The sequence below is a fragment of the Pseudoflavitalea rhizosphaerae genome (assembly GCF_003991355.1).
Taxonomy (GTDB): Bacteria; Bacteroidota; Bacteroidia; order Chitinophagales; family Chitinophagaceae; genus Pseudobacter; species Pseudobacter rhizosphaerae.
On sequence record NZ_RCSU01000018.1, the window covers coordinates 45,997 to 69,516 of the forward strand.

Consider the following 23,520-nt stretch of genomic DNA (forward strand, 5'->3'; position numbering starts at 1 on the left):
AATTGGAAACAAGGGCCATGAATGTGATCAACCTCGTTATGGTCCAGGAAAAATGAGAAAACAATGATAGCGGATACTTTTATAAAACGGCCAGTTACTGCCATCGTGATCTCGATCGTGATCGTGCTGGTGGGCCTTATCGCCCTCACCACCTTACCAGTGGCGCAGTACCCCGATATCACGCCCCCGGCCGTGAGCGTAACAGGGACCTTTACCGGGTCGGATGCCGAAACAGTGGAACAGACCACCACCACCGCCATTGAAACACAGATCAATGGTACCCCCGGTATGAGCTATATTTCCAGTAACAGCACCAGCGCCGGACAGGCAAGCGTGAACGTTACTTTCGATATCGGCACCAATATCGATATCGCCGCACTGGACGTGCAGAACCGTGTGAGCGTTGCCGAACCTACACTCCCGGATGTGGTGAAAAGACTCGGTGTGGTTGTAAGGAAGCGTAACCCCAGTATCATGATGGTGATGACCCTGTTCTCACCCAATGGCACACACGATGCTACCTTTCTCGGCAACTACGCCAATATTTACGTGAAAGACGCCCTCCTTCGCGTTAAAGGCGTGGGGGATATTACAAGTATCGGCGACGACTTTGCAATGCGTATCTGGCTCAACCCGGAGAAACTCGCCAACCTCAAGATCACACCACAGGAAGTGATGGCATCACTGTCTGAACAGAACCTGCAGGTGGCAGGCGGCACCATCGGCGGTAACCCTCAGCCCGCTTCACAGACCTTCGAATACAGCGTACTGACCAATAGCCGTCTCAACCGCGTGGCCGACTTTGAGAATATAGTAGTGCGCAGCAATCCTGCACAGGGATCCATCGTGTACCTGAAAGATCTTGCTCGTGTGGAGCTTGCCAAATTCAACTACGGCTTCAACGCCTTCGTGAATGGAAAACGAGGCGCCTTCATGCTGATCTACCAGGCGCCTGGCGCCAATGCCCTCGATACCTACGAAGGCATCATGAATGCCATGAATGAACTGAAGAAATCATTCCCGAAGGATGTAGACTTCATCTCTCCCTTCGAAACGGTTTCAGTGGTGAAAGTGAGTATCAATGAAGTGATCCACACGCTTGTGGAAGCATTGCTGCTGGTAACACTGGTTGTGTTCATCTTCCTGCAGAGCTGGCGCGCAACCCTGATCCCGCTGTTAGCCATCCCCGTTAGTATCATCGGTACATTCATCTTCTTCATACCACTCGACTTCACCATCAATACCCTGACCCTGTTCGGCTTTGTACTGGCCATCGGTATCGTGGTGGACGATGCCATCGTGGTGGTAGAAGCGGTGCAGCATTATATAGATCACGAAAATCTCAGTCCGAAGGAAGCAACGATGCAGGCGATGAAAGATATCTCCGCGCCTGTTATCGCCATCGCACTGATCCTCGCGGCCGTGTTTGTTCCGGTAGGATTTGTGCCGGGTATCGTTGGTCGATTGTATCAACAATTCGCGATTACGATTGCGGTCTCGGTGCTACTCTCAGCCTTCGTGGCCCTCTCGCTCACACCAGCCCTGTGTATCCTGCTGCTGAAGCCCGGTAAGAAAGAAGGTGAGAAGAAGAATATCCTCGAAAGGTTCTTCGCTGCTTTCAACAAATGGTTCGATCGCGTGAGCACCAAATACACACGCGGCGTGGGCAAATGGATCAAAGCAACTCCATACGTTCTGGTAATGCTTGTATGTTTGTTCGTTGGACTGTTCTTCCTCTTCAAAAGCAAGCCTTCGGGATTTATCCCAACGGAAGATGAAGGTCGTTTATTCGTCACCTACGAGATGCCTGAAGCAACCAGCACCACGCGCAGCATCGCGATGCTGGACACGCTGATGGCGCGCCTGATGAAAATGCCGCAGGTGAAGGCCGTGGGTGGTATCGCTGGCCTGAACGTGATCAGCTTCTCCAATAAATCCAACATGGGCACCATCTTCGTGAGCCTGAAAGACTGGGACCAGCGGAAAGATAAAAAGGACCATGTGCAGAGCGTGATCGGCCAGGTGATGGGCAGCACCCGCGACCTGAAAGAAGCGCGCATCCTCGCCATTGCACCACCGGCCATTCCCGGCCTTGGGCAATCGGCAGGTTTCACATTCGAACTGCAACAGACTACCAGCACCGATAATATCAAACAGTTTGAAGCCGTGGCCCAGAAATTCCTCGGCGCACTCTACCAACGCCCGGAGATCGGAATGGCCTACACGTTCTTCAATACCAGAACGCCGAGCTACAAAGTGAATGTAGACCGTGAGAAAGCAAAGAAACTGGGCGTATCAGTGTCTGATGTGTACAGCACCATGAGTACCCTGCTGGGTAGCTCTTATGTGAACGATTTCAATATTTACGGAAGGAACTTCCGCGTGATGGCGCAGGCAGACAGCAGTTTCCGCGCCACCCTTCAAAACCTCAACAGTTACTATGTCCGCAACAGCCAGGGCAATATGGTGCCCCTCAGTTCACTGGTAACAACACAGGTGGTGGAAGCGCCGGCAGTGATCTCGCATTATAATATCTACAGAAGTATCGAGATCAATGGCTCGCCCAAAGAAGGATATTCTTCCGGCCAGGCCATCAATGCCCTGAAAGAAGTGGCAGCACAGGTACTCCCCGCCGGTTACGGATACGAGTTCTCCGGCCTAAGCCGTGAGGAGATCAAAGCGGGCGACAGCACCGTTACCATCTTCATGATCTCCATTGTGTTCGTGTTCCTCTTCCTGGCTGCATTGTATGAAAGCTGGAGCGTTCCTTTCTCCGTACTGTTCGCCGTTCCCATCGGCGCATTCGGTTCGATCCTCACACTAACGTTCATGCCCAACCTTACCAATAACGTATATGCGCAGATCGGTCTGATCACTCTGATTGGTCTCTCGGCCAAGAACGCGATCCTGATCGTTGAATTTGCGAAGGAAAGGGTTGACAGGGGAATGGATATCCTGCACGCCACTTTGCAGGCAGTGCAACTCCGTCTCCGTCCGATCATCATGACCTCACTCGCCTTCATCCTGGGTGTACTGCCACTGGCATTCTCCAGCGGTGCGGGTTCCGAGGCGCGTAAAACAATCGGCTGGACGGTATTCGGCGGTATGCTTGCCGCAACCACACTTGCCATCTTCGTGGTGCCGGTACTGTTTGTACTGATCACTAAGATCTCTTTCGGTAAGAAGCTGAAAAAATTACAGCAGGAAAGGGAAATGGAAGCAAAGGTTGACCGCGATATACAACAGAGCTGATAACTGCTCCATCAATTATATTCAGAGCGCATCGTTAACGGTGCGCTCTTCTTTTTGCGCTGAACTGAAAAACCGGAATGTGGCAATCGCTCGCCTCCCGGCGAGTGATTTTTATTTAGTCGCCTCCGGCGACGCGGTGTTCGCCGGAGGCGAACAAATAGAAGTCACTCGCCGGGAGGCGAGCGACTGCCAACTCTCCGCCCTTTTTAGTCACCCCCACACATCCGAAGGAATAAGTAAAAACCCTTAAGGTTATAAATTGATTAATCCTCTAGCATTTCAATTAATTTGTTTACATTTATTATCAGGTATATCAGCCGGTTATATCCGGCACGCAAAGCTCCGGAAACTTACGAAACACTTCATTTAGCTTCTTGTAGTCCACCTCACCCAACCGTATAACTGATTTGGAGCATCCCGTCCATCGTATTCATCCATTCAATCATATTCTCATGAGCAAAATGAGTAAAAATTTCAGGAAGGAACATGACTTCCTGGGAGAAAAAGAAGTGCCAAACAGCGCCTACTACGGGGTTCAAACCTTAAGGGCCAAAGAAAATTTCGACATCACCGGTATCCCGCTCAGCAAAGAACCGCTCTTCATCAAAGCCTTCGGCTATGTGAAGAAAGCAGCAGCCCTCGCCAATAAAGACTGTGGCGTGCTGGACAAAAAAATTACGGAAGCCATCGTCTTCGCCTGCGATGAGCTGATCGCCGGCAAGTATACAGACCAGTTCATCAGCGATCTCATCCAGGGAGGGGCCGGTACTTCCACCAATATGAACGCGAACGAAGTGATTGCCAATATCGGCCTGGAATACATGGGCTATGCCAAAGGCGATTACGAGCACCTGCATCCCAACAATCATGTGAACTGCTCGCAATCTACCAATGATGCCTACCCGACAGCATTCCGGCTGGCATTGTATTTCATCATCAATGATTTTGTAACCTCGCTCGAAAAGCTCCAGGCATCTTTCTACAAAAAAGGAAAATCATTCAAAGATGTATTGAAAATGGGTCGTACTCAATTGCAGGATGCTGTGCCTATGACCCTGGGGCAGGAGTTCAATGCTTTTGCCACTACCATCGGAGAGGATGTGCAACGTCTCAAAGAAGTTCAGCAACTGATCACTGAAGTGAATATGGGCGCCACGGCCATCGGTACCGGCGTGAATGCGCCAAAAGGCTATGCCGAGAAATGCGTGAAGCATCTTGCCAAATTCAGCAAAGTGCCTGTGAAACTCGCCGCCGACCTCATTGAAGCCACTTACGATGCAGGCGCTTACGTTCAGCTCAGTGGCACCATGAAGCGCTGCGCCGTCAAGCTCAGCAAGATCTGCAATGATCTTCGTCTCCTCAGCAGCGGCCCGCGTTGCGGCTTCCAGGAGATCAACCTGCCGCCTATGCAGCCCGGTTCCAGCATCATGCCCGGCAAAGTGAATCCCGTGATCCCGGAAGCAGTGAACCAAACCTGCTTCTACGTGATCGGAGCCGATCTTACCGTTACCCTGGCAGCTGAAGCCGGACAATTACAATTGAATGTAATGGAGCCGGTGCTCGCCTTCGCTCTCTTTACTTCCTTCGAATACATGACCAAAGCCTGCGATATGCTGCGCGAAAAATGTATCGATGGTATCACTGCCAACAAGGAACGCACAAAAGACATGGTGATGAACAGTATCGGCATCGTTACACAACTCAATCCCATACTGGGTTACGAGCAATCCGCCGATATCGCCAAAGAAGCACTCAAAACAGGAAAGTCCATTCACGATATCGTTGTGAAAGAGAGAAGGCTCATCACACAGAAAAAATGGGATGAGATCTACTCCATCGAAAACCTCATCAATCCAAAGTTCATCAACCAGTAATCCTTTATCTGACTGCCTATGATCTGGGTACAATTTGCAATTCTGCTGGCAGCCATCCTCATTGGCTCGCGTATGAAGGGGATTGGATTGGGCGTGATGGGCATGGTGGGTATGCTGATCTTCATTCTTGTATTCCATATGCAACCGGGTGAACCACCACTGGAAGTGATGCTGATCATCCTTTCAGTAGTGTCTGCCGCTGCCACTTTACAGGCAGCCGGCGGCATGGATTATCTCGTCAGGCTGGCAGAGACCATCCTGCGTAAGAATCCATCCAAGATCGTTTTCCTGGGACCGTTAGTAACCTGGGTATTCACCCTTTTTGCCGGTACTGCACATATCAATTATTCCATCCTTCCCATCATTGCCGAAGTGAGCACCAAGAAAAGGATCAGGCCCGAAAGGGCATTGAGCATTTCCGTGGTGGCCTCGCATCTGGCCATTATGGCGAGTCCTGTTTCAGCAGCCACCGCCACAATGCTCGGCATAGTGCGGGATTCGGGATTTCAACTGGCCGACATTCTCAAAGTGAGCATTCCAGCCACGCTCATCGGCGTGCTTGTTGGCACGCTCTCCGTTTTGAAAATGGGCAAGGACCTCGATAAGGACCCCGAATTCCAGGCCAAACTGAAAGACCCGGAATTCGTGAAAAAACTGGATGCCAGCTCAGGCAACTCAGGACCACTAAAGCCTGGCGCTAAACTTTCCGTTCTGCTCTTTGCACTCGGTGTACTGCTGATCATCGTGTTCGGATCTTTTCCGCAGACCCTGCCCAATTTTGCAGATGTGGAAGGATTCAAACCCAATTTTGCTGTAGGAGCTGATGGTTCCATCCGCATGGCGGCCATGATCGAGATCGTGATGCTGACTGTATCCGCAGCCATTATCATCTTCTGCAAAACCAGCACCGGAGAAGTAGTGAAGGCCAGCCTGTTCAGTTCGGCAGCACAGGCAACGCTGAGTGTGTTTGGTGTGGTATGGATGAGTGCAACCTTCATGGACCATAATGTGGTGGCTATCGAACAGGCATTGGGATCGATGGTGAGAAGCGCGCCCTGGACTTTTTCTTTCGCGCTCTTTATCTTCTCGATGCTGAGCTTCAGTCAGGCTGCAACCACAAGGGCCCTGATGCCATTGGGCCTAAGCCTGGGCATTGCGCCTCAGCACCTCATTGCGATGTTCCCTGCAGGCAACGGGGATTTCTTCCTTCCCGGTTACCCCACCCTGTTAGCAGCAATCCAGTTCGATAATACAGGTTCTACACATATCGGGAAATACTTACTGAATCATAGTTTCATGCGACCAGGACTGGTGGCCGTATCTGTATCTGTGGCAACCGGTTTCCTGCTCTCCGGCATTTTACTATAGCCATGAAATACATTGTAGTTTTTCTTTGCAGTTTGATTACCGGCTTTGCGATTGGACAATCACCCCAAAAACAGGTGAACGACCAATCGCAGAGCTGGTTTTCTCTCAATTCCACATTCCGGCTGAACAGCAAATGGGGACTGGTGGGCGATATCCATGTGCGCCGCAACAATTTCATGTCTGATCCCAATTTCTATTTTGTACGCGCAGGTGGTGGATACTGGTTCAGCAACCAGTTGAACTTTGTAGCCGGTTATGCACATATGTGGCTCACTGCAACCAAAAAAGGAGAAAGGATCTATGTTGATGAGAACCGGCTGTATGGGCAACTCGCGTATAGCAGCCGTCTCGGTAAACTTAGTCTGCTCCATCGTTTCCGTAATGAACACCGCTGGCGGGAATCAGTAGTGGCCGATTCTCTTTCCAATACCACCAGCTTCTCCACGAGACTCCGCTACCTGATCAGCCTCACATATCCTGTATTCAAAAATCCTTCACTACCCCAGGCATGCTTCGCCAACGAACTGCTTGTTCAATTCGGAAAACCTATTGTGAACAATACATTTGATCAGTTGAGATTATTTGCCGGCATCCGGCAAGCTCTTGGCAAAGGATGGAGTTACGATTTCGGATACATGATGCTCTACCAGCTACGGGCCAGCGGTTACCAGTATGATCGCAACCATACGCTGCGGCTGTTTTTTTATTACACAATGAACAGGAAAGCTCAGGCAGCCCCTGCACCGGAATATGGAGATGAATGATATTATCCCCTGCCTGATGGAAGTTCCCTGAATTGTTGTCCTTCCTGTGTCAGGTAAAATGTATCGTCAACTGTTTTTACTTCAAAGAATGGGTAGAACGGAGAATAAGAAAGCATTGAAGGTTTCCATACCAGCCGGATCGCAGCATCTTTCTGAATACCCAGCTCCTCCAGTTTTTTGCCTATATCGAGATCATTTACAAACTGCACCATGGCAGATTGCACCACTTTCTTTTCCTGCCCATCGATGATGGCAATACGGAATCCCGGACCACCATCAGCTTTGAACGATGCAAGGAAATAGCCCGAAGGCGAATCAAGCCTGGTCACTTTATTGATATGCAGATCGTTCAGCACATTGACCTTGAAATGGTCCTGCACAATTTTGATGATATTTTGATTGGATACCTCCATTGCTTAACTCCATCAAAGTTCGCATTTATTATGCTCCCCGCAATGAAGTATTGAGCTCCAGGAACACTTCGCCATCCACCCTGACGTATACGGTTCTTTCACCAACTTTTACGAGTTGAAAAGGCCAGTAGGGTGAAAATGATTCGAGGCAGGGCATCCAGACCATTTCTGGCTCCTCCTGAACAGCCTGGTTCTCTTTCAGGAGATAATCGAGCGTTGAACTTTTTGCTGAAAGCAGGTCTTTTAATTCTGTATCGTGAAAAGACCTGAAAAGAAGAGAATTGGTGAAACCGGCATCGATGGATTGCTTGTATTCGGCCTGTCTTGCATCTACACTGATGATGGTTTGCACATTGCCGCTTCCCGGCATTCCCATCGGTACCAGGTAATAAAAATCATTTTCCCTGTCGAGCCTTCGCACCAGTTTCGGCTTCGCCTGGGTTACCTGCATGATGCCGGCACCTTTCACGTTCAGCCCCTTCAATTGGAAGAGACTTTTTTCGGCAATATTCATAGCCGTAAGTTCATCGATGATGCCGGAAGGATTTGAAGCAACATGTTGCATTTTTTCTTTGCCCTTACCTTTATCAGCGCCTCCGGCTGACATTGCACAAACAGCAAGGAACATTCCATTCCAATGCCCGGATGGAACGCCCGTCATATAATCTTTCAACCATGTAGCATAGGAGATATGTTCATTGGCAATTCCAAATCTTCCTCCTGTGCCGCAACCATCGGAACTTGAATGTGGTGGTATTCCATTGCCGCCGGGTGTGGGCGGCCATGGGTTATTGATGTAAAAACCGGAGATATTTGCTGCAGTATCTTCACTATTGTTGAGTTGCCTGTCTGCTTCATAACCAATCACCGTGATCCAGTGCTGCCATCCATACACCAATGCAATGGCGCCGGTATTTGAGTTTTGAAGTGACCAGGCTATGGTAGTACTTATTTCATCCCCTGACAAAGCCTCGTGTAAATTAAATCCCTGGGATGGTGCACGATCGTTCATTGTCCACTCAAGCCCGTCAGGGCCGGAAGCCCAGCCACTCTCGGCGGTACTGTAACTGTGATTATCGTTATAAAGATCATCCTGGAGCAAATGCCCTGAGCCCAACTGGTGAAGCACCATTTGCGCGCAGGCCGCACCGCAATAATAATTGGTGTCCTGCTGATGATATTCAACAGGCAAATTGAATGAATGCGCCATACTGTTTTCTATTTATTTTTTACCAAGGATAAAACTGAGATAGGCCAGTACAACTCCAATGAACATCTTGGCCGACTGGGAAACAAATGACAGGATCACTTCCGGGTCAGAATTGAATCCCAACCTGATCCAGGTGATGAAACATGCAATAACCGATACCAGGAAAATGATCACACATATCAGTTGTATCAACTCACGGCTATTCATAGGTTCCTTTATTTCAGCACCACCTTTGGGTTGACTTCCCGGCAGGATATTTCTCGACAAGGCAGATCCGGGCACACTGACCGATATGCCCAGCACCGCACCCAGGTTGGTCAGGAGTAACGCATTGATGCTGGATATTGCAGCATCCAGGCCCTCAGGCATCTTCATCAGTTTACCATCCGTTCCCTGAATTGCGTTCCATGAAATGTTGATCGCATAAAAAACTCCATAGAGGTAGAAAAGAATTCCTGCAAAAATGAGCACCCATCCAATGAGGGCATTTCCTTGTTTCATAAGCGTTGTCTAAATTGGTTAAGAACTGATGAGAACGGGGAAATACTTTGAGCGTTTCAGAGTGGTGGAGGGTACTTACTCAAATATCTGGCTTTTAAGCCGCAATTAGAACCGTGTTTTGACGGTACTTGCACGGTTAGCATGAGCAACAAAATAGAAAAAGCCCTTCACCACGTTAAAGGGTGAAGGGCTTTCCAATAGACCTAGTTTCATTTTAACTATCTACCTGATCTGACCATTACCTCTTACCAACCACTTTTCAGTTACTAACTTCTCCAGGGCAAAAGGTCCACGCGCATGCAGCTTCTGTGTGGAGATACCGATCTCCGCTCCTAATCCAAACTCCTCACCATCGGTAAATCTTGTGCTTGCATTGGTATACACTGCCGCCGCATCCACTTCTCTCAGGAATCGTTCACAATTCTTTTTATTTTCAGAAACGATGGCTTCCGAGTGCCTGGTGCTATGCTCACGGATATGAACAAGCGCTTCGTTGATATCCTTCACTACTTTAACAGCACATTTAAGGCTGAGGAACTCCCTGCCGAAATCCGCTTCCGTTGCGGTTTGCAGGAAAGGATAGTCTTTAAGAAGTTTATGAGCTTTGGGCTCGGCAAATATTTCAACCCCATGTTCTGCAAGACGTGGATGCAATTTCTTCAAAAATTCCGGCGCAATTGCAGCATCCACCAGGATGGTATCGGCTGCATTACAAACGGATGGGCGGCTTACTTTCGCATTCACTACAATGTCCAGCGCTTTTTTCATGCCTGCATCTTTCTCCACGTAAACATGACAAACACCAGCTCCTGTTTCGATCACCGGCACCTGGCTGTTCTTACGCACAAACCGGATCAGGGAATCCGATCCCCGGGGGATCAATACATCCACATATTTTGTGGCGGTGAACAGCTCCTGTACCACTTCCCTTTCTGATGGCAGGAGGGTTACGCAATCCGGATCGATGCCATTTTGTTTCAATACTTTTTTGATAAGCGTAATAGCTGCTTTATTGGTATTGTCTGCCTCGCTGCTGCCTTTGAGCACACAGCCATTGCGGCTCCTGATACAAAGCGCAGCAATATCGAAAGTAACATTGGGGCGGGATTCATAAATAGCGCCTACCACTCCCAGCGGCACGGTTACTTTTTCCAGCAACAGACCGTTCTTCAGTTTGCGGCTTTCCAGCAGCTTACCGGATGGGTCCGGCAATTTGCCGATGGTGCGGATACTGTCCGCAATATTCTTAATGCGCTGCTCATTCAGCAGGAGCCTGTCGTTACGCGGATTATCGGGAGATTGTTTGGCAAGATCACGTTTATTGGCCCGGATCAGCACAGCTTTGCTGGCTTCCAACTCTTTGGCCAATGCGTTCAACGCAGCCTTCAGTTGCTTCCCGCTCACATGCTGAAGACTCACAGCAGCGATGCTGGTCTTTTCTATCAATGGTGTAATCGACTTCATTTTTCCTGGTTCTTTCGCAATACTAAAATACTACAATATCGTCTGCATGGGCAGCAACTACGTTCTTTGCTTTCAGGTTTTCTTTGATGGCGGCAGCGCCCAGTTTCACTTTGGCAACCCCCATGATCACGCCTTCATCGTCCTTCAACTGCACTACTTCGCCCTGCGCGAATTTGCCCTGTACCTGCGCTATACCCACAGTAAGCAGGCTTCTACGCTGTTGCAGGGCTTTGGCCGCACCCTTGTCTACCAGTATACTGCCGATGGTAATCGAACCGCTGGCCAGCCATTTCTGCCTGGCTTTGAGGTTGCTCTCCTGCGGAAGGAAAGTTGTGCCCTGCTCACCTGCAAGCGCAGCCGAAAATGGCGTATTCCCTTTCAGACCGGTGATGATCACTTTGATGCCCAATGAATTTGCAAGACGCGTGAAAGTGAGTTTGGAAGTCATGCCCCCTAAACCAAGACAACTCTTGTCTGTAGTAACATAACCGAGGATATTCCTGTCTACATTCTCCACCAGCGGAATGATCTCTTTCTTATCGTTCATGAAACCACCTACAGAAGTGCAGATGATGAGCGCCGCCGCATCGAAGCCGATAGCCATGAGCGTAGCCAGCTCGTCATTGTCAGAGAATTTCAGCTCTACATTACTGATGAGATCATTTTCATTCACGATGGGAATGATATTGTTCTCCCAGAATGCATCGAAGGTTTCTTTCAGTTGGAGGAACTGCGGCCGCCTGCTGAAATGCACGCGTTCACACAATGCCTGTGCAACTGGAATATCGAAAGCGGAAAAATGTTTCTGGTAAAGCCGGATAAGGATGGGATTGCCGATAGCTGCTGCTGCCTTGCGTTCCGTGAGTGTTCCCTTGTATTGTTTGATAAAAGATTTACCACTGCCTACTGCTCCACTGCTCACCAGTACGATGCGGAAATGTTTAGAAAGTGAGGCTATCTCAGCAGCCACTTTTTTGATGATGGCCTGGCTGATAATGCCTTTATTGTCTGTGATCACTGCTGTTCCCAGCTTGATCACTAATACCGGTCTTTGCATGTTAGTTAGAATAAAAAAAAGGGTCAGGATAGAAATCCAACCCTCTTTTATAATCCAATATCCTATGAAAAACCATAGTAAAAACGGTGAGAGGGTTGGGATTATTGTATCTATTTCAAAATCCCTGAATCAACAACTCTTCGTAAGTATTTCTTGTCCTGGATGATCCAGGTTACTTCATAGCTTCCAATGGATTCCCGGTTAAGCATATAGATGTAGATGGTGCGTTTATCGCCACCCAGGTATACGCCATTGTGTGTACGCACTGCACCTTTATCATCGTTGTAAGTGAATACAGGGCTGTAGAGGTCCGCATAAGCTGCTGCGGGGATCTGCACGGTGTCTTTACCGATAGTCATGGTCACGGATGCGATGGAATAAGTAGGAAGGCTTCCATAATTCCCATAGAACGGTTTGCCGTCGATACGCACAACATGTTTCTTTTCTCCATAGGTACCGATCTTATGTTTGGAAGCATCGAAGGTCCCTGCCTTGATGGTTACCGTTATATCATTTCCTTCGAAGGTGATGAAGTTGGCGCCATAGTCAACCGGCGGGATGGCAGGCAGCGGGGATTTATTGAGCCTGTCTTCCAGTGCAGCCAGTGCAAAAGAAGCCACTTCGCCTTTCAGATCTTTTTCCGCCATCCGGGCATAGCCTTCAGTTTTCTTACGGTAGTCCGGATAGGTATCGTCTTCATTCTGTGCCATGATGGACAAACTGTAACACATGAACAGTAAACACCATACAAACTTCATAGTAATAATTTGTTGCTAAGTTAAGACATCTTTCAATGCGCGCTGAGCTGCATGGAAACCGCACATACCATGTACCCCTCCTCCCGGGGGCGTGGAAGAGGAACAGATATAGATGCCTTTGGCGGAAGTTCTGTAGGGGCTGGCGCGTAAAGCAGGCCGGGTAAAGAGTTGACCCAGATCAAGAATCCCGCCATTGATATCGCCGCCCACATAATTGGGATTGTATCGTTCCATGTCTTCGCTGTTCATCACGTGACGGGCGAGAATGCGTTCCCGGAACCCCGGAGCGAACCTTTCCACCTGTTGTTCGATGATTTCGGTTAGGTCTTTCCGTGAGCCATTGGGCACATGGCAATAGGCCCATGCCGTATGTTTGCCTTCGGGTGCTCGCGACTGATCGAAGAGGCTTTGCTGTGCCAGGAGTACAAAAGGCTTTTCCGGATGGATACCATCCATCGCCTGCCTTTCGGACAAAGCGATCTCTTCGAGTGTATTGCCGATATGCACGGTACCTGCTTCGCGGCAGGCCGCAGCTTTGAATGGGATTGGGCCGTCCAGGGCCCAGTCTATTTTAAAAACGCCCATACCATAACGGTAACGGCTGAGCTGCCATTTGTATAAAGATGAAAACCGGTAGCCGGCAAGCTGTATCAATTGTTGTGGCGTTACATCCAGTAACAGCGCTTTCCAGGAAGGCAACTGGTCAAGCGACCAGATCGGTCTGTTGGTTTCGATGATCCCGCCGAGCGATTGAAAATAGGCACCCAATGCATTTGCAATGGATTGAGAACCGCCTTTGGCAAGAGGCCATCCCTTGTGGTGTGCCGCTGCCATCAGCACCAGTGCCGCAGCAGCCGTAGTAGCATTGGTGAGCGGCATCATGGAATGGGCTGACATGCCGGCCCAGAGTCCTCGTGCAGCGCGTGTTTGAAAGCGTTTAGCCACGGTAATGGCAGGCGCCATCGCCTTCATGCCGAAGGCGGCCAGTTTCAAAGGATGGCGCGGCAGTCCGAAAGGCCCCAGTATATCAGGGATGAGATCAGTCCAGCTACTCACCAAAGAGCGCATCAGGTTAATGTAAGCCTGCTCATCCTTTCCCAGCGCTGCAGCCGTTTGTTCCAAAGAAGGGCTGAGAATGGCTGCAGTGCCATCGTCGAAGGGATGTGCAGCGGCCATGGATGGATAGATGAACTCCAGCCCGAATTGTTCCAATGGCAGTCTTGACAAGAAAGGTGAGCTCACGGCAAGGGGATGGATAGCCGAACAGATATCGTGATGGAATCCCGGCAGTGTTAGTTCCGCAGTGCGCAAACCGCCGCCAATAGTGGATTTCCCTTCGATCAGCAGCACTCTTTGTCCAGCCTGTTGAAGAGAGATAGCAGCAGCCAGTCCGTTGGGGCCCGCTCCTACTACAATTGCATCGAAGTCTGTTTTGTACATACGATGAATGATAAGCGAAATTACCATCTATCTGGAAAGCAAGAGCACTAAAGTTTCCAGGCAGCAGGATTATGCAGATGGAAAATTATTTCGCAGCGCCCACTCGCTCGCCTCCCGGCGAGTGAGTTTTGTTTAGTCGCCTCTGGCGACGCGGTGTTCGCCGGAGGCGAACAAATAGAAGTCACTCGCCGGAGGCGAGCGACTGGCGGCTCTCTGAGCTTTTTAGTCAGCCCCTGGCGGCACTCTAAGAAAAAGGCCGGCTCTGTAATGAGCCGGCCTTCCTGTCTATTGATTGCAGTAAACTTATTTCAGGTTCGCTTTAAGCAGTTCGATCGCTTCTGTAGCGTCTTTCTCTTCTGTAAGATCGAACACGGAAATGGTTTTGCCATTTACAGTGATGTTCTCGTTATTCACGATCTTCTCAACCTGCTCAGGCGTGAAGTTGGCCGCCAGGGCCTTGCCGAAGCTGAAATCACCGAATGCTTTGATCTTGCTGTTGTCTGCGAAATCAGAGTTGTAACGGCGCAGTTCCACCAGCGCTTCTACAGGACCTGCAGAAAGGTGAACGCCATTCACGCCCTGAGAAACCTCAGCCAGTCCGAGTCTTGCCTGGTTGTTCAGGAATTCGCGACGCAGACTTCCTTCGTTCGCAGTATTGGGATTGGTAGTTCCGATAAAGTTATTGCGGGCATCACTCCAGTTGAGGTCGCCGCTCAGGGTCATCACCACGATGCTTCTTCCCTTCTCAGTGAAATGTTTCAGCTGACGTGGGTGGAAACCGTTGATCACGTACACTATTTCACTGTCTATCTTGATGTCTTCAGCATAAGTACCGCCGGCCAGTTTCTTATTCTCTTTGTTCATCCAGAGATAATCCAGAGAATAGGCATTGAATGCGGGGTATTGCTCCAGGAACTCAACACCACCCAGAAGTTTCACTTCACTGGCGGATTTACCGTAGATAGCGCTGAATTTTTCCAGGGCAGCTTCGGAGAGACTGTTCTTTGCGTCGGAAGCAATCTTGTTGATCACACCATAGTGTTGTGCGATGATATTGTATTGCTCCAGGTATTTTGCAGAAAGTACTTTCACATTATGGATGGTCAAACCGAAATGGTTGATCCTTTCACGCACCAGTTCCAGAACTGCATCGATGTTAATGGTATCAGAGGCCAGTGTGATCTCAGGCTTGATGAAGAATAAGAACTCGTTCTTTCCAACAGGGGCAGTAGGATTTGAATAGATCTCTTCAAAGAAAAGCTTTTCTTCCTGTGCTTTTTTAATACTGCCGATGATGCTGGCGGAGAGTTGATCGGCTGTAACCGTTGTATTGCTCATTGTTTTTAAAAAATTTCGGCAAAGATATCCGGTTTTTCCGGTTTTTTTTGTCATTTTTTTCCGTTGGAGATCATACTGATTTCCGGCCAGAACCCTTGCCAGATAAGCACTTCCATTTTCCGGGCCGTGGTTTACCATCCTGAAATAGCCCATTTTTTGGTTTGCAGCCCCTTAAATGCCGATGTATGTTTGCATTATCAAAATACGCACCGGCCCAACGGTGAAGCCAAACAAAGCAGTACTGCGCTGCCACATGAATTGATCGCTTGCCTTCCGCGATTGCCTCCGATGATGTACAGACAATGAGTATTAAGCGATCATTAACTTTTAAAATATACAATTATGAATAACGCTGTTAAAACCTTCCTGTCTTTTGTAACCGTTCTGGTACTTTCTACTGTAGCCTACGCTAACGGAGGAAAAGATCCTAAAAACAATACAAACAACATCGAAGTAAAACATATCGGGAATTATGAGAACCAGCCCATCTTCCAACTGAGCCTGACCTCTGAAGAAGCTGATGAGTTCATCATCACATTGCGCGACAGCGATGGCAACGTTCTCTACTCCGACAAAGAAAAAGGAACAAGCATCACAAGAAAATTCCTCCTTACCACACAAGAGATCGGAGACAACATTGTTACTATCGAAGTGAAGTCTAAGAAAAGTCCTAAAGCTGAAGTGTACACGATCAACAGGAAACAGAACCTCATCGAAGAAATGTTCGTAACCAAGATCAAGTAACAATCGTTCAAGTTGTAGTTTGAAATAAGTGTTTGAAGAAACGGCTGCCCGTCCAGGCAGCCGTTTTTATTTGCTCCGCTTCCGGTGGGCGGCATATTATGCATTCGGGCGGCAAAAAAATGCCATTCGTCCCCTTTACCCCAACCCGGAACGGCTCCCGCCCTATCTTTGAACGGGCATATTTTTCATGGCACACACCCACATGAAATCCCTCCGGTCTATGGCAACATTGCAGCAAAAAGTGTTCAGGAATGTCACCATCGGCGAGCTGGTGAGCTGGCTCCTGTATGTGCTATTCTGGGGCGCTTTCTTTTATTTCGTTCTCGTCATTTCCTATAAACCGACAGATAAATTCCGTTATATCTATATCAACCTTATAGATGCAGGTATCAAAATCTCCCTAACCCTGCCGCTCTGGTGGTTATTCATCGTTAAGCTCGCCAAAGCCTCCCTCCGCAAAAAGCTGCTGCTGCACCTTGTAACATTGCCTGTATTTTGCATCGCCTGGGTGAATAGCTACGGGCCATTGGTGAATGCCACTTACCTGAGTGTTTTCGATACCAGCACCAGCATGTGGGATATTTACATCACAGCCCTTTTCTATTGCAGCGAATTTGCCATCTTCCACGGATACAGTTACTGGCAGCAATCCAAACGCCAGCATATACGCGAACAGGAACTGATGGAACTCAATTACCAGAGTGAGATCAAAGCGCTCAAAGCGCAGATAGAACCACATTTTCTTTTCAATACACTCAATAGTATCAGTGCCTCCGTACCTCCCTCACTGGAAGAAACCCGGGTACTGATTGCCCAGTTGGCAGACACTTTCCGCTATGCCCTTAAAGTAAGTGAAAGGCCGGTAGTGTCCCTGGAAGAAGAGATGGAATTCGTTCGTACCTGGCTCACGCTGGAAAAACAAAGGTTTGGAAAAAGGCTGGTCATTATTTATGATATCGATAAGGGAACCCTGGGAACACCCGTTCCCCCGATGATACTGCAGCCATTGCTGGAAAATGCATTGAACCATGGCATCAGCCCACTTGTTAATGGGGGATCCGTAACCGTTAGTTGCAAGCAGGAAACCACATATGTGCGCATATGCGTCACCGATACCGGCGCGGGTTTCGACGGACCACTGGAAACCATTTTCAATCGCGGACTGGGTTTACAGAATGCTTCAAAGCGACTGGAAAAATTATTCGGGGAACCGCTCACCATCTGCAATAACCAGCAGGGAATGAGCTTTTCTTTCCGCATTCCACATTCGCTTCAAACCATTCCTTCAACCAATCTTTTTACAGCCGTTCCACAATTATCTTCAAGCCATGGCACCATCCTGCCTGCGCAATGATCAATTGAGTTTCTCCAGTTTGTCTACCAGGGCCTGTGCGATCTTCTGGATCTTGGAAGTTTCCAGGTCAGCCAGTTGACGGGCTTTCCGGGCTGCTTTCAGTCCTTCTTCCCTGTAACCCAGCGCATAACAACTTTCTGCCAGCGTGCCCTGGTTGCTGTATTCTTCAGGTTCCAGCAAAGCCGCCAGCCGCGCCATTTCATAAGCCTGCTTAAGAATAGCTGTATCGCCATTGGACTGATAACCTGCCCTCCGTGCAACAAAGCTCAGATCAGCAGGGTTGTTACGGAAAGCACCCGCCTGTGCAGTCCGGGCCACGGCCAGGAAGCCTTCCACTTTTTTATTGGCGAGATAATATTCGATCTGTAACATCACGGCGTTACGCTGTGCCGCATAACTGGTATCGCGCAGGATATAGGTAAGTTTTTCGAAGAATGCCTTGTCTTTTTTCTGACGGATCAATCCATACATGCTGGAATTGGCCAGCTGATTGAGTTTGGCGCTGATGGCGGCAGCATCTGCATACTGCGCAAATTCCTTTTGATGACGAATGAAATAACTGCCCAGCCTGTCTTCCTCATCGCGTGCAAAGGTTTTGATGATGGTCCAGCCCAGCGCGCTGTTGAGTTCCTCATCTTTCACGATACCAACCAGTTCATTCTTCACTTTTTCAAACTGAGCACCATTCACGCGTTGCAGTACAATCGCATAGTCGGTGAGCAGTTGCAGGGACCGGTCGCCATTGTTGAATTTCTTCTCCATATCCGACAGCGTATTGCCGGGGTTGGTGGCGCGGCGCGCCTCTGTGATAAATTCCTGCACGCTCATCCTCGACCCGGTGCGATGCACCTGGTTGCCTTTCGCATCCAGGAAAAGATAAGTGGGGAACGATGTTACCTTGTAGCGTTCGCGCAAAGACACTCCTTCCCCTTTTTCCATATCCACCTTGAAATTGATGAATTGTTTGTTGAAATACTGGTGTACAGTATCGTTCACAAATACATTTTTGTCCATCCATTTACATGGAGCACACCAGGAAGTATAACAGTCCACGAAAACCAGCTTGCCTTCTTTAGCAGCAGATTTCAGTGCTTCATTGAAATTCCCGTTGGTAAATTGAATGGTATTGCTTTCCTGTGCAAAAAGGGAAATGCTGCTGAAAAGCAGCAGCAGCATCCCTGGTACATGTTTCATTATTGACATAGTAACTTGTTTTCGGTTAGTAGCCTGGGTTTTGCACCACAATGCTGTCCGACAGTTTTACGGTATTGAATGGTAGTGGCAAAATGTACTGGTTCACCGATGTGATTGTAGGTTTGATGGTATTGATATTCAGGTTGCCATTGGTAGCATACCTGATAAGATCAAACCACTCTTCGCCGCTTTCTGCTCCCAGTTCCAGGATCTTTTCTTTCCGGATCAGTTCCAGCAGCTCGGCCGGATCATTGCTGGTATATTCCGGCATCACAGCCCTGTTGCGGATCTCGTTGAGGGCATCCCTGGCATCTTCCAGGTTGCCATTACTGCGCACTACCGCTTCAGCGCGGATCAGGTAAATCTCTGCCAGGCGAAGGAAATGTTCTGTATCGGCAGTAAGTGTAGTGGGAGGCGAACTGAAAGGGTACAAGGTATTGTTGAATTTCTTGTTCCTCAACTGGCCCGCAGAGGTCCTGGTTGTGGCGGCGGTATCCCGTTTGTCTCCTTCCAGTTGCAGTTTATATTCTTCTGACGGAAGATAAGTGGAACGGAACATGAATGCCTTGTTGTTACGGTCGTTCTTATCATCATAAGGTGTTTGGAAGATCGCTTCTTTGGTACCGAAGATCTTTTTGAAGAACACATCGTAGAAAGTGGCTTCCAAACTGAAAGGGCCTTCCGTGATCACCTCCTGGGCCAGGGTGGCCGCTTCCGGGAATTTCTTCATATACAAAAGTACTTTTGCTTTCAGCGCTTTTGCCGCCTGCCTGGAAGCATAAATGGTTTGGGTAAATGTCGGGCCTTTCGCTATCGCATAGTCCAGGTCCGCCAGAATGAAATCATAGGTTTGCTGTACCGTGGAACGCGGTTCGGATTTTGCTTCGCGGATCGGTTTGTCTTTGATCACCACTCCGTATTTTGAATTGAGATCGAAGAACTGGCCGTAAAAACGCAACAGGTAAAAATGCGCCAGCGCTCTCAGGAACCTTGCTTCGCCAATGATCTCATCCCTTCTTGGATTAGGCGTTTCAATCAGGGGTGCTTTTTCAATGATATGATTGGCATTACTGATCACTGCATACCACTTTGTATAAATTGCGTCTACAGTATAATTCTGCGGATCAATTTCATGGTCCCTGAATTGTGATTCAGCATTTCCACCACTGCCGCCGAGGTCCATCGTTCCACCCATCAGACAGGCGCTGCCCGGGTAATACACCACTAATTCCAAACCTGTTTTCAAAACGCTGTAAGTACCTGTGAGCGCGGCCTGCGCCTTATTCACCGTTGTAATGGCCTGGTCTTCGGCCAATTGATTGATAGGATCGATGTCGGTTACATCCACCAGATTACAGGATGCTCCTGCAAGGGCCAGCGTAATGAAACCGGTTGTATAGATTTTTTTGCGCATGATGTAGCATTTAAAAATTTGCAGTAAAACCAAGAGTAAAAGTTCTGGTGAGCGGATAGATATTGCTATCCACACCCTGGGAAAAATTATTGGAAGGGGCAGTATTTACTTCCGGATCAAGCCCCTTGTATTTCGTGAGTACGAATACGTTACTAACGGAACCATATAAACGAATACCCGAAACGAACACCTTGCGCAGCAGGTTATTCCGGAGCAGGTAGCTCACCTGCACATTTTTCAGTTTGAAGAAAGAAGCATCTTCAATGAAATAGTCGGAGTTCCGGTTGTTCCTGTTGGGATCATTCACTATCACCCTCGGCAAACCTGCACCTGGATTGTCCGGCGACCAGGCGCCCAGGATCTGGTCTGAATAATTATTATTGTTATTGGCGAACACCACCATGCTCTTGTAACCGGAATTGTCCAGCCTGTTACCCAATGAAAAGTTGAACAAAGCGCTTATTTCAAAGTTCTTGTAACGGAAGATATTGTTCCAGCCACCATAGAAGTCTGGCTCCGATTTGCCCAATACGGTTTGATCGTCATTATTGATCACACCATCTCCGTTGACATCTACGAATTTGAAATCGCCCGGCCTGGTTTGCTGCGATTGGTAGCTGCCGCCGGGAGCTTTTGCATTCAGGGCATCTATCTCTTCCTGGTTTTGGAAGATGCCTGCCACTTTCCATCCGGTAAAGTGACCGATCGGTTCGCCCTCTTTCATATTAAGGTAGGAGCCGCTGTTCAGCTTCAGGACCTTGCTACGGTAACGTGTAATATTGATATCCACCAGGTAGGCGATCTTGTTGTTATTGACCAGGTCACTGCCTATCTGAAATTCCCAGCCCTGATTCAGAAAATCTCCCATATTGGCCGGTTGTGTACGGCCACCGGTTTCTCTAATGATCTCCTTGTTGAGAATAAGATCATTGGTTACTTTACGGAAATAGCCCAATGTGCCGCGCAACTTATTGTTGAGCATATTGAAGTCAACTGCCGCGTCCAACTGGTAGGTGGCTTCCCACCTGATATCCGGGTTGGGGATGGTATTCACGGCAACGGCATTGTTACCGCCGTAATAGTTGCCGGATTTGAAGAAAGTGGAATACTGGAAATCCGCGAAGTTGGCCGATCCTGTTTTACCATAAGACACACGCAGTTTCAGATCATTGAACAGCTTGCTGCCCAACATAAAATCCTCGCGGGATATCCGCCATGCCAGCGCACCGGAAGGGAAATAACCCCAACGGTTAACCGGACTGAACTTGGTGGAATGGTCGGCCCTTCCTGTGAAGGTTATATAATATTTACCTGCGAAATTGTAGTTCGCACGCAGGAAATAAGAGGCAAGGCCACTGATAGCGCCGCCACTGGTGAATGTTTGCATGGAATTGGCAGAGCCGATATCGTTCAATACTTCATCGTCTACAAATGAAGTTGTGTTCAGGGTAGTGAATGTGGATTTGGTGAGAGACCAGGATGCTCCTGCTACAGCACTGATGGCATGGTGCCCGAAACGCTGGTTGTAGGTAAGCGTATTATCAAAAATCCTCGAAGATCCGGAGTTGATGAAATCCGTCCTGGAACCTTTTCTCCTGTTCCGGATCTCGAAAACATCCGTGGATGGCGTATAGGCTTCATTGGTGCCTTTGGTAGTAGTGGCAGAGAAAGTGGAGCGGAACAATAATCCCCTGATCAATTCCACTTCTCCGAAAAAGGAAGTCATCACTACCTGGCTCTTCACAATATTGGGTTGGCGCATCCTGGCCACCGGGTTGGAAGTAACACTGTCCGGAGAAGCGCCATAATTACCTTTCAAATCATACACCGGAACATCCGGGCGATATCTTGCCAGCAGGTAATACTGGCCGTTGCCCCTGCCATTGGTTTCGTTCAAACTGAAATTGATATTGGTCCCAAAGCGGAGTTTATCGAACAATGTAGTTTCAAGACTTCCTTTCAGGTTCTGCCTGGAAAAGTCTGTATTGCGGATCGGCCCCTCCTGGGTAGTCAGGCCACCGGAAAAAGAGTAGATCGTATTGCCTGTAGGGCTGCCTCCATTGATGTTGAGGTAAATATTATTGGAGAAAGAAGTACGGATGGTTTCATCTACCCAATTGGTATTTACATCCGGCATATCCGGATAGGCAACATAAGTAGCGGGTAATGTAGCATAAGCTGATTTTACCACATTATGGTACTGTTCCGCATTCAGCATATTGTACTGCTTAACGAACTTGTCAGCCGAACTGTTGACGTCAAAAGTAATATTCGGCTTATCGCCCTTCTTTCCTCTTTTGGTAGTAACAATCACTACGCCATTGGCGCCCCTGGAACCATAGATAGCAGTTGCGGAAGCATCTTTCAGGATATCAATACTTTCAATATCTTCAGAATTTATACTGGCCAGCGGAGAGATCTTGTTACGGCTGTCATTCTGGTAAGCTGCATTGCCAAAACCATCCCCTAATTCAATGGGGATGCCATCAATTACATAGAGCGGCTCATTATTACCAACTGCGGATGTACCACCCCGGATCCTGATGGAAGCCACTGCTCCGGGCGCACCGGAAGATTTTACCACATGCACTCCTGCTGCACGGCCGGTAAGCATTGCATCGAAATTGGAGCTGTTCATTTTATTGAGTTCATCCCCTTTTACAGAGCTCACGGAACCTGTGACATCCTTTTTATTCACCTGTCCATACCCAACTACCACCACACTTTCAAGCTGCTTGTCATCCTTTTTCAGCACAACCGATAACAAGCTATCTAATACGGGAACATCCTTTCCTTCAAACCCGGTGGAGGATATCTGGAGGAGACCTTTACCCTCAGGAATGCTGATCTCGAACCTTCCGTCATTACCTGTGTACACACCCTTGAATGATCCTTTGATCTGAATGGAAGCGCCGGCAATTGGAACTCCATCCTCTCCTTTTACCTGGCCTTTAACTTGTTTGAATTGCTGTGATTTGGTAACAGAACTGGTTCTGCTGAAGATCACCAGTCCATTGTTCACTTCACGGAATTGAAGGCCGGTATTCAACAGCAACTTTGTAACGATCTGCTCCACGGAAGTTTCCTGGAAGTTCAGGTCATTGATGGTATACCTGGCCACATCACTTTCATTGAAGGAAATAGACACACCGCTCCTGGCCTGCAATTGCTTCAGGCAGTTGCTGAGTGATTCGTAATTGTAACGGATAGTGACCCTTTTTTCACGAATGGTCTGTGCCAGGAGCAATTGACTGCAACCCAGCATCAACAGCAGCAAGATCACCGGGAACCGGCTTCGATAACGGAAGGAGTCAGACCCGGTTTTCCCGAGTCCTTTGATCAGTTTGTGCATACTCACAAGAAGTTTTGGTTTTG

General features: G+C 48.5%; 17 protein-coding genes. 6 read left to right on the forward strand and 11 right to left on the reverse strand.

The window, feature by feature from the left end:
* Positions 1 to 63 precede the first annotated feature (63 nt).
* From D9Y29_RS23800 to D9Y29_RS23815, 4 genes are all read left to right on the forward strand, one after another.
* Positions 64 to 3,252, forward strand: coding sequence for an efflux RND transporter permease subunit (locus tag D9Y29_RS23800; RefSeq protein ID WP_127132746.1), 3,189 nt, complete (start codon positions 64 to 66; stop codon positions 3,250 to 3,252).
* 452 nt (positions 3,253 to 3,704) lie between these two features.
* A complete protein-coding gene (gene aspA / locus D9Y29_RS23805) occupies positions 3,705 to 5,126 on the forward strand; it encodes an aspartate ammonia-lyase (RefSeq protein ID WP_206513863.1) in 1,422 nt (473 codons plus the stop codon).
* A gap of 18 nt (positions 5,127 to 5,144) precedes the next feature.
* Entirely contained in the window at positions 5,145 to 6,494 is a 1,350-nt protein-coding gene (locus tag D9Y29_RS23810) for an anaerobic C4-dicarboxylate transporter family protein (protein WP_127132747.1), read from the forward strand.
* Positions 6,495 to 6,496: 2 nt separating this feature from the next.
* Positions 6,497 to 7,258 carry a DUF2490 domain-containing protein gene (locus tag D9Y29_RS23815; protein ID WP_127132748.1) on the forward strand — a complete coding sequence of 254 codons (762 nt, stop codon included), beginning with the start codon at positions 6,497 to 6,499 and terminating at the stop codon, positions 7,256 to 7,258.
* Positions 7,259 to 7,260: 2 nt separating this feature from the next.
* On the opposite strand, the gene D9Y29_RS23820 is transcribed toward D9Y29_RS23815, so the two are convergent.
* The 8 genes from D9Y29_RS23820 to D9Y29_RS23855 form a co-directional block, all read right to left on the reverse strand.
* Positions 7,261 to 7,671: a hypothetical protein gene (locus tag D9Y29_RS23820; RefSeq protein ID WP_127132749.1), complete on the reverse strand. Its 411-nt coding sequence runs from the start codon at positions 7,669 to 7,671 to the stop codon at positions 7,261 to 7,263.
* A gap of 28 nt (positions 7,672 to 7,699) precedes the next feature.
* Positions 7,700 to 8,881 (reverse strand): cysteine peptidase family C39 domain-containing protein, encoded by a 1,182-nt coding sequence (locus D9Y29_RS23825; RefSeq protein WP_127132750.1) that lies wholly within the window; start codon positions 8,879 to 8,881, stop codon positions 7,700 to 7,702.
* A 12-nt stretch (positions 8,882 to 8,893) separates the two neighbouring features.
* Positions 8,894 to 9,382: a hypothetical protein gene (locus tag D9Y29_RS23830; RefSeq protein WP_127132751.1), complete on the reverse strand. Its 489-nt coding sequence runs from the start codon at positions 9,380 to 9,382 to the stop codon at positions 8,894 to 8,896.
* A gap of 222 nt (positions 9,383 to 9,604) precedes the next feature.
* Positions 9,605 to 10,846, reverse strand: coding sequence for a glutamate-5-semialdehyde dehydrogenase (locus tag D9Y29_RS23835; RefSeq protein WP_127132752.1), 1,242 nt, complete (start codon positions 10,844 to 10,846; stop codon positions 9,605 to 9,607).
* Between the two features lie 22 nt (positions 10,847 to 10,868).
* Complete coding sequence (proB, locus tag D9Y29_RS23840) at positions 10,869 to 11,903, reverse strand: glutamate 5-kinase (RefSeq protein ID WP_127132753.1); 1,035 nt, start codon at positions 11,901 to 11,903, stop codon at positions 10,869 to 10,871.
* 110 nt (positions 11,904 to 12,013) lie between these two features.
* On the reverse strand, positions 12,014 to 12,661 hold the full coding sequence (locus tag D9Y29_RS23845) for a hypothetical protein (protein WP_127132754.1): 648 nt from the start codon (positions 12,659 to 12,661) through the stop codon (positions 12,014 to 12,016).
* Between the two features lie 15 nt (positions 12,662 to 12,676).
* Positions 12,677 to 14,101, reverse strand: coding sequence for a phytoene desaturase family protein (locus tag D9Y29_RS23850; RefSeq protein ID WP_127132755.1), 1,425 nt, complete (start codon positions 14,099 to 14,101; stop codon positions 12,677 to 12,679).
* 303 nt (positions 14,102 to 14,404) lie between these two features.
* Positions 14,405 to 15,439: a nucleoside-diphosphate kinase gene (locus D9Y29_RS23855; protein ID WP_127132756.1), complete on the reverse strand. Its 1,035-nt coding sequence runs from the start codon at positions 15,437 to 15,439 to the stop codon at positions 14,405 to 14,407.
* Positions 15,440 to 15,781: 342 nt separating this feature from the next.
* Here D9Y29_RS23855 and D9Y29_RS23860 point away from each other — a divergent pair, with 342 nt between their 5' ends.
* Both D9Y29_RS23860 and D9Y29_RS23865 read left to right on the forward strand, forming a co-directional pair.
* On the forward strand, positions 15,782 to 16,183 hold the full coding sequence (locus tag D9Y29_RS23860) for a hypothetical protein (RefSeq protein ID WP_127132757.1): 402 nt from the start codon (positions 15,782 to 15,784) through the stop codon (positions 16,181 to 16,183).
* 220 nt (positions 16,184 to 16,403) lie between these two features.
* Positions 16,404 to 17,537 carry a sensor histidine kinase gene (locus D9Y29_RS23865; protein WP_164735529.1) on the forward strand — a complete coding sequence of 378 codons (1,134 nt, stop codon included), beginning with the start codon at positions 16,404 to 16,406 and terminating at the stop codon, positions 17,535 to 17,537.
* Here D9Y29_RS23865 and D9Y29_RS23870 read toward each other — a convergent pair whose 3' ends face one another.
* The 3 genes from D9Y29_RS23870 to D9Y29_RS23880 are packed head-to-tail and all read right to left on the reverse strand — an operon-like array spanning position 17,538 to position 23,497.
* Positions 17,538 to 18,740 carry a thioredoxin family protein gene (locus D9Y29_RS23870; RefSeq protein WP_127132759.1) on the reverse strand — a complete coding sequence of 401 codons (1,203 nt, stop codon included), beginning with the start codon at positions 18,738 to 18,740 and terminating at the stop codon, positions 17,538 to 17,540.
* A 16-nt stretch (positions 18,741 to 18,756) separates the two neighbouring features.
* Positions 18,757 to 20,145: a RagB/SusD family nutrient uptake outer membrane protein gene (locus D9Y29_RS23875; RefSeq protein WP_127132760.1), complete on the reverse strand. Its 1,389-nt coding sequence runs from the start codon at positions 20,143 to 20,145 to the stop codon at positions 18,757 to 18,759.
* A gap of 10 nt (positions 20,146 to 20,155) precedes the next feature.
* Positions 20,156 to 23,497, reverse strand: a complete 3,342-nt coding sequence (locus D9Y29_RS23880) for a TonB-dependent receptor (RefSeq protein ID WP_127132761.1) — start codon at positions 23,495 to 23,497, stop codon at positions 20,156 to 20,158.
* Positions 23,498 to 23,520 lie beyond the last annotated feature (23 nt).